This window comes from Erythrobacter sp., assembly GCF_023653175.1.
GTDB lineage: Bacteria > Pseudomonadota > Alphaproteobacteria > Sphingomonadales > Sphingomonadaceae > Erythrobacter.
This window is the reverse complement of the sequence record NZ_JAMNXL010000221.1, coordinates 1-5161: the sequence shown is the minus strand read 5'-3', so window position 1 is coordinate 5161 and position 5161 is coordinate 1. Positions and strand designations below refer to the sequence as shown.

The window sequence follows — 5161 nt, the reverse complement described above, 5'->3', positions numbered from 1 at the left end:
CGGTCTGCCACAGCTGGCGCATCCCGGCATCGACGATCGGGTAGCCGGTGCGGCCCTGCTGCCATGCCTTCAGGTCGCGCGCGGCGGCGGGATCGGTGGCGGGATCGCGCCACGGGAAGCGGTTGAAATCCTCGCGGTAGTTTTGCGTCGCGTAGGCGGGGAATTGCAGGATCGCGTTCTGCGAATAGTCGCGCCAGATCAGCTCGCCCTCGAAGGTCTCCCAGCCCTTGGAGCGCTTGTGGCTGAAGCGGTGCCAGATCTGGATCGGCGAGATCTCGCCGAAATGCAGATGCGGCGAGAGGCGCGAGACCTTGTCGACGCTCGGCAGATTGCGCTTGTCGTCATAGTCGTCGACGTCCGCTTCCCAAGCCGCGAGGCGCGCGTGGGCGGCGTCCTCGCCGACCTCCCAGAAGTCGCGCATCCCGCCCGCCCAGTCGGGCTTGGTGGGGAGGAGGTTCCATGCGGCCAGATCGTCGGAGGCGGGCCACGTTGCGGGCGCCTCCAGACGCTCGGGCGCGGGGAGTTCGGGGCGCGGCGGGAATTCGGCGCGCACCGCGCGGCTGAAGGGGGTGTAGATCTTGTACTGCCCGCCGGTGCCGGTCGTGATGCTGCCCGGCACCATCAGGTAATTACCGTGGTGGAGTTGCAGGTCGAGGCATTTGGCGAGCTTGCGCTCGGCATTGAGCCACCACGGTTCGTAGTGGCAATTGGCGTGGATGGTGGTCTTGCCGGTTTCGGCGGCGAGCTTGGTGAGCACCTCCACCGCATCGCCGCGCCGAAGGATCAGCTTCGAGCCCCTGGCTTCGAGGCTCTTGGCAAGGCTGCTGAGCGAGTGATGCAGCCACCAGCGCGAGGCCCCGCCATAGGCGTGGTGCTTGGGGCTATCGTCGTCGAGGACATAGACCGCGATGACGGGGCCAGCCTTGGCGGCATGGTAGAGCGCCGGATTATCGGCCAAGCGCAGATCGCGCCGAAGCCATACGAGTTGGGTCATTATGGTCTTTCAATCATTCGTCATTGAGAGGCGACACAGTCGCCACGGCAATCCAAGGCCGAACGGTGCGGGCCATGGATTGGTTGGCCACGGCCAGCTTCGCTTCCGCTTCGCTCGCAATGACGAATTAGGGGCGGGGAAGTTCCTCGCACTTCACTTCCGGCAGCGCGAGGGCAAACCTGTCCCCCACCCGCGGATCGGTGAAGCGCGCGTCCCTCAGCACCACCGAGCCGTCCACCGCGCGAGTGAGGAAGGGCGCGCGCGACCAGAACAGGAAGGCGTCGAGCTGGGAATTGGTGCGGCGGGCGGCATTGAAGTCGGGCCAGGCGCAATGCTGATCGGTGATCGGTCGGAAAGGGGGAAAGCTCCTATCATCTGCCCGCACGCTCCAGTTGTTCGGACCGCCAAGGATCATATCGCGTTCCCAGAATGCGAGGGGAACCGGACTGGCGATAGCCGTTTCCCCGCTAACCCGCGTTGTCGTCGCATCAGCCCAACTGATTGCCCCGTTCACCCCGATATAGGCCAGCACCGCTGCGATCCCGACCTGCGCAGGCCGCATCCATTCCGCCTCCGCCTTTTCCCGCCGCAGCGAAACCCACACTCCTGCGATCAGCACCGCCCACAGCCACGGATCGATGATGAACAGCGTATCTCCATAAAACCATTGCGAGGAGAACGGCTCCAGCAGCCGGATGCCGTAGACGTTGAGCCAGTCGAAAAACGGGTGGCTGAGGCAGCCGATGAAGGCCATCGCATAGAGCCACCCGAACCGCACCGGCAGCCGCGCCTCGGGCCGCGTCCCGCGCCGGGTCTGCCAGCGGTCGAAGGCCCACAGCAGCCCCGCCAGTATCAGCGGCAGCAACACCAGCGCGGGCGGGCCGTGGGTGATCCCGCGCCGAAACGCGAGGTGCTCGGTGCCCTCCAGCCAGAAGAAGCACGCCGCGTCCACATCGGGCAGGTTCGCGCCGATGATCAGCGCCGGCATCGCGAGACCCGTGGTGCGCTTCAGCCCCGCCTGCCCCATGACCGCGCCGACAAGGCTATGTGTCAGATTGTCCATATGATCCAAGGCTAGCCGCGCGCCCGCGCCAAGGGAACCGCAAATGCGCTTGGCGAACCTGCCCGCCCTCGCCTATCGCACCGCCAAAGACACGGGAGAGAACGACGATGACGCAAGCGCCCTATATCCGCCCCGACATGAAGGCCTTCATCGACATGATGGCGCAGGTGAAGGGGCCCAAGCTTGCCGACATGACGCTGGAGGAGGCGCGCGCGTCATACCAAGCGCTGCACAACCTCGCCGACCGTCCGGCGCGCAGCCTGCCGGTGATCCGCGACCTCGTCTGTCCCGGCCCGAACGGCGACATCCCGCTGCGCCTCTACGACGCGCGCGAAAGCCGCGAGGGGCCGACCTCCGTCATCACCTTCTACCACGGCGGCGGCTTCGTGATCGGGGACCTCAACACCCACCACGCGCTGTGCACCGAGATCGCCGCGCTCGCCGATCTGCCGCTGGTCGCGGTCCACTATGCCCGCGCGCCCGAGGCGCGCTTCCCCGCCGCGATCCTCGATTGCGAGGCGGCGACGCGCTGGGTGGCGTCCTCGCCTCCCGAGTTGGGCCTCGCAGCCAGCGGCATCGTCACCATCGGCGATTCTGCGGGCGGGAACGCCACTGTGGTCGTCAGCCAGCTTCTGGGCGCCAACCCCGCCGCCGTGCCCGTCGTCCTGCAAGTCCCGATCTTCCCGCTGGTCGCCGATGCGAACGGCTCCGAGAGCATGGCGCAGTTCAGCGAAGGCTTCGTCCTGACCGCCGAAACCATGGGCTTCTTCGACGCCGCCTATGCCGCAGACCGCTCCGACCCGCGCGGCTTCCCGCTCCTGTCGGACCACTCCAACGCCCCGCCGACCATCGTCGTTACCGCCAGCCTCGATCCGATCCGCGATTCGGGCCGCGCCTATGCCAAGGCGCTGGTCGATGCGGGGCGCGACGTGGTGTTCCTCGAGATGCGCGGCGTCACCCACTCCTTCGTCAACCTGCGGGGTGCCGTGCCCAGCACACAGGCCGACCTTCAACGGGTTGTTGCAGCCATGAAGTTCATGCTGGAGAACCCGGCATGATCGATCGCGAGAGCCTCCCCTACCGCCCCTGCGCAGGCTTCATGCTGGTGAACCGCGAAGGCCTGGTCTTCGTTGGCCAGCGCATCGACCCTTCGGCGCACGGCTTCTGGCAGATGCCGCAAGGGGGGATCGACAAGGGCGAGGACACCCGCGCCGCCGCTCTGCGCGAGCTGGAAGAGGAAACCGGCATCGGCGAATCGCTGGTCGAGGTGATCGCCCCGGCCTCGCGCGCGATCCGCTATGATCTGCCGCCCGAGCTGCTCGGCAAGGTGTGGAAGGGCAAGTATCGCGGGCAGGAACAGCACTGGTTCCTCGGCCGCTTCCTTGGGCAGGACGCGGATGTGAACCTCGAGGCGCATGATCCGCCGGAATTCAACGAATGGCGCTGGATCGACCCGGGCCTGCTTCCCGATGTGATCGTGCCCTTCAAGCGGGCGGTTTACGAGGAAGTGCTCGCGGAGTTCCGGGGGCTGATCTGAGCGATCAGTTCGACGCCGCGCCGTCGCCCTTGCTGTCAACCGCAAGCCGCGCCGGAGCCCCGCGCGCGATGGTCGATTGGAGCGCGACCGTCTCGGGGCATTCATCGCCGCACAGCGATTGCAGCTTGGCAAGGTTGCGCTTGGCCTTCTCCAGCGCGCCCTTCTCCACCAAGGCCGCGCCCTCGCCCGAGATCGCGGCGAAGTTGCCCGGATCGCGCTCCAGCGCCTCGCGGTAATAGCGGATCGCCTTGCCCTGCAGCCCCTGCTGGCGCGCGGCATCGGCGAGGTTGATAAAGATCGGGGTGTAGCCCGGATCGACAACCAGCGCGGCCTCGAAAGCGTCGGTCGCGGCCTCGGGCTCTCCGGCGGCGAGCGCGGCCTGCCCCTGTGCGATCAGCGCTTCCGCGCGCGGATCGGGCCCTGCATCGCTCCCGGCCAGCGATATGCTCGCCGTCATGGCAAGGCACAGCGACAGGGCGGCGGCAGGGGCTGCGAAACGCATCAGAAGCTCCTTCAGTGCTTGAGACCGGGAACCGGACGGCTGGGTCATAACACCGGAGCCTATCATGGTGAACGAAGGCACGCGACGAAAAAACCATCCGTGCCGTGATGGAGCGGATCGAGGCGGATTCCTGCACCGCGCTGGCTTCCGAAAGGCAGTTTCAGATCCTCGGCCGTCCACCCCGGATGGCGCGCGAGGAAGGCGGAGACGCGGTCCGGCCCTTCGGCATCGAGCACAGAGCAGGTGACGAAACCGACCGAGCCGCCGGGGCGGACGAGGTGCGCGGCAATATCGAACACATGGTCCTGAAGTTGGTTAAGGCGCGCGAGCTCCGCCGGATCGAGTCGCCAGCGCCCCTCGGGGCTGCGGCGCCAGGTGCCGCTGCCCGAACACGGCGCATCGACCAGCACGTGATCGGCCTTGACCACCCAGGGGTGGAGCGTGCGCATCTCGCGGCCCGGATCGAGCAGCACGGTGTGATCGATCGCTGCCCCGGCGCGCGCGGCGCGCGGGGCAAGGTTGCCGAGGCGGCGCTTGTCGGTGTCGGCCGCGACGAGGCTCGCCGCATTGCCGAGTCGCGCCGCCAGCGCCAGCGTCTTGCCGCCGCCCCCTGCGCACAGGTCGATGATCGTGTCGCCGGGGCTGACGGGCAGCGCCTCGACGATCAGCTGGGAGCCCAGGTCCTGAATCTCGACGAGGCCTTGCTCATAGGCCTCCCATGTCTCGACCGGCGTGCCCGAGGCAAAGCGCAGGCCCTGCGCGCTGGCGACAACCTCGCCCGGTTCGGGGAGCACCAGCCCCTCGCGGTCGGCCTTCAGGGCATTGACCCGCACGTCGAGCGGCGCGCGGTCGAGCAGCGCGGCAATCTCGCGCCCGTCTAGGCCCGAGGCGCGCAGCGCCGCAGCGAGCCACTTGGGGGCAAGGCCGGTGTTGGCCGCTTTCTCGCTCTCGCCACGGGGTGCCGGGCCATGGGGCGAGCCGTCGAACAGCGCCGCGACGCTCTCGTCCTGCCCCGCCACCGCCAGCATCGCCGCGCGCCCGCTGGCAGGCACCGGCCCGCACAGG

6 protein-coding genes are annotated in these 5161 nt (G+C 68.0%); 2 read left to right on the top strand and 4 right to left on the bottom strand.

Going from position 1 to position 5161, the window contains the following annotated elements; genetic code table 11:
- A partial coding sequence (locus NBV68_RS17510) for a deoxyribodipyrimidine photo-lyase (protein WP_296312335.1) occupies nt 1-994 on the bottom strand: 994 nt, incomplete at its 3' end.
- 127 nt (nt 995-1121) lie between these two features.
- Complete coding sequence (locus NBV68_RS17505) at nt 1122-2057, bottom strand: metal-dependent hydrolase (protein WP_296312333.1); 936 nt, start codon at nt 2055-2057, stop codon at nt 1122-1124.
- A 107-nt stretch (nt 2058-2164) separates the two neighbouring features.
- Between NBV68_RS17505 and NBV68_RS17500 the strand changes: the two genes are divergently transcribed.
- Together NBV68_RS17500 and NBV68_RS17495 are read left to right on the top strand one after the other, a co-directional pair.
- Nucleotides 2165-3115, top strand: a complete 951-nt coding sequence (locus tag NBV68_RS17500; RefSeq protein WP_296312330.1) for an alpha/beta hydrolase — start codon at nt 2165-2167, stop codon at nt 3113-3115.
- Nucleotides 3112-3594 carry an RNA pyrophosphohydrolase gene (locus NBV68_RS17495; protein WP_296312328.1) on the top strand — a complete coding sequence of 161 codons (483 nt, stop codon included), beginning with the start codon at nt 3112-3114 and terminating at the stop codon, nt 3592-3594. Before NBV68_RS17500 ends, NBV68_RS17495 begins: the two co-directional genes overlap by 4 nt.
- A 4-nt stretch (nt 3595-3598) precedes the next feature.
- On the opposite strand, the gene NBV68_RS17490 is transcribed toward NBV68_RS17495, so the two are convergent.
- Both NBV68_RS17490 and NBV68_RS17485 read right to left on the bottom strand, forming a co-directional pair.
- Nucleotides 3599-4096, bottom strand: a complete 498-nt coding sequence (locus NBV68_RS17490; RefSeq protein ID WP_296312327.1) for a tetratricopeptide repeat protein — start codon at nt 4094-4096, stop codon at nt 3599-3601.
- 62 nt (nt 4097-4158) lie between these two features.
- Nucleotides 4159-5161 (bottom strand): RsmB/NOP family class I SAM-dependent RNA methyltransferase (locus NBV68_RS17485; protein WP_296312325.1); only part of this gene is annotated, 1003 nt, incomplete at its 5' end.

Coding starts and splice junctions, on each gene's coding strand:
- NBV68_RS17505 (WP_296312333.1), bottom strand. CDS start 2,057: ATGGACAATCTGACACATAGCCTTGTCGGCGCGGTCATGGGGCAGGCG.
- NBV68_RS17500 (WP_296312330.1), top strand. CDS start 2,165: ATGACGCAAGCGCCCTATATCCGCCCCGACATGAAGGCCTTCATCGAC.
- NBV68_RS17495 (WP_296312328.1), top strand. CDS start 3,112: ATGATCGATCGCGAGAGCCTCCCCTACCGCCCCTGCGCAGGCTTCATG.
- NBV68_RS17490 (WP_296312327.1), bottom strand. CDS start 4,096: ATGCGTTTCGCAGCCCCTGCCGCCGCCCTGTCGCTGTGCCTTGCCATG.